Origin of the sequence: Paraburkholderia sediminicola (assembly GCF_046027825.1) — a bacterium.
Classification (GTDB): Bacteria; Pseudomonadota; Gammaproteobacteria; order Burkholderiales; family Burkholderiaceae; genus Paraburkholderia; species Paraburkholderia sediminicola_D.
Genome location: NZ_JAQQDU010000213.1, coordinates 1 through 1,766, shown reverse-complemented (window position 1 = coordinate 1,766; position 1,766 = coordinate 1). Strand labels below are relative to the sequence as shown.

Genomic DNA, 1,766 nt, shown 5'->3' with positions numbered 1-1,766 from the left:
TGAGGTAGGACTTACGCAAAGTGCATGGGAACCGAGGGATTTCGGAGTTCACGGCGCAAGAAATCATCGAGCATGTCATGTTTGACTCGGTAAAGTGTGCGGCCAGTGTGCCGGGCAATGTCGGCCAGGCGAACCCACACCACTATGGCGCTGGCGATGTGATTGCGCTGGCTGCGGGCCTTGCGACACTGGCAGCGCTCGATGCCTGTGAGCTGCTTCGCTTCACGGTGAAACTGCTCGATCTTCCAGCGCAGGCGGCACGCGTCTTGTGTCGCCTGTACCGAATCCTGAGTCTGGTCGTTCGTGACGACCCAGTCCGTGCGATGTGTGGACACCGCTACCCGGAACAGCTTCATCTTGTGATGCTTCGGAAAGCCCTTGATCTTGACGGTCTTGCCGTGGGCCAGAGTGTCTTCATCCCATTGCCGCGAATCAACCCGCCGGTAAGGCGACTCACCGCCCGAATCATCGACTAGACGGTTATCACGCAGCGGGCAATAGTACGTCTTGCTTAGCGATTCGATGAACAGCATCAGATCCCGCGTGGCGTACCACGTGTCCATCAGGACCCGCTTGAACGGCAGACCCTTGTGATGAACGAGATTGCCGAGCATATCCCGTACGTGATCGAGCTTCGACTTACCGTCGCCATCGGGATCGTAAATGCGGTAATCGATGATCCAGTATTCACCGGTTTGCGGATTCACATACACGCGGTTCACCACGCCGATGCCCTTGATCAAAGCATGGGCGTTCCCACTATACTGGCGGCGTACCAGTTCGATCCTGTGCGAGTGATTCTTGTCGAGCACGGTGTCGTCAAACAGCACGCAGCCGTCCGCATGGGCCACGAGCTGCGTGCGCACGTTGTCCCAAACCAGGCGTGGCGTCAGACGCTCGGCGCGAAGGTAGCGGGTAATTGCATCGTGGCTCATGTCTTCAACATGATTGGCAAAATTGGTCAACGTGTAGTTGGTCGGGCTCGTCAGCAGATACTGGCAGTAGCCCAGGCGACTCAGGTGTTTGCTCATGCCCCCGGACGATACGTACTTCTGTGTCCGATCGGGTTTACGCAAAGATGTAACGATTTATTTCGAATCGTCAGCGACGCGCATCGCCTGATCGATCGAAATGGTCTGCGATTTCAGCACGGGCGCCGATGTGGCACACTGCACTTTCTTTTGTAATGCTCGAGGGCTGTTCGCCGCCCGAATTCGTGAATGAGGACGCGATGGGGAAAGCCAGCCGCGGCAAGAAAGTTCCGCAATCTTTCGTATCAACACTGCCCGCATCGCTGAGCAATCTCCCGTTTGCGCCCGGATGCAACCCATACGGCAAGATCTCCGCATCCCTGATTGACCTCATCGATCCGTATGCCGACGAAGACCTGCCGCTCGACACGATGCGCAAGCTGGTCGGCATGGGAGTAGTCGCCTGGAACATTGCCTCAACGAGCAACACGCTTGACGAAGCAGCTACCGAACTCGATCGCTTCATCCGCGATACCCCGGCGCTAGGTGCATCCGCCGGCACCGCTGCACAGGACTTTCGCGTGGCCGTCCTGGCTCTCGTCCAACGCAAGTATCTTCTGTTTCCCCAGGATAAACGGCTCGTGGCCTCATATGAGCTCAGTCGCGAACGCTCCGGACTGCATCTGCGCGCAGCGGCTGTGCAGCACGGATAGGCAGGTGTTACTGACCAGTCTTGACACCGGTCCGCTGCCACCCCGACCCGCCGCGCCACCGCCCTTCGCTGCGTAAGTCCTA

General features: G+C 58.1%; 2 protein-coding genes. One reads left to right on the top strand and one right to left on the bottom strand.

Going from position 1 to position 1,766, the window contains the following annotated elements:
- Positions 1 to 11: 11 nt before the first annotated feature.
- On the bottom strand, positions 12 to 1,031 hold the full coding sequence (locus PQQ96_RS41905; protein WP_408303270.1) for an IS701 family transposase: 1,020 nt from the start codon (positions 1,029 to 1,031) through the stop codon (positions 12 to 14).
- Positions 1,032 to 1,159: 128 nt separating this feature from the next.
- Here PQQ96_RS41905 and PQQ96_RS41900 point away from each other — a divergent pair, with 128 nt between their 5' ends.
- Positions 1,160 to 1,684, top strand: a complete 525-nt coding sequence (locus PQQ96_RS41900; RefSeq protein WP_408303268.1) for a hypothetical protein — start codon at positions 1,160 to 1,162, stop codon at positions 1,682 to 1,684.
- Positions 1,685 to 1,766: the final 82 nt, after the last annotated feature.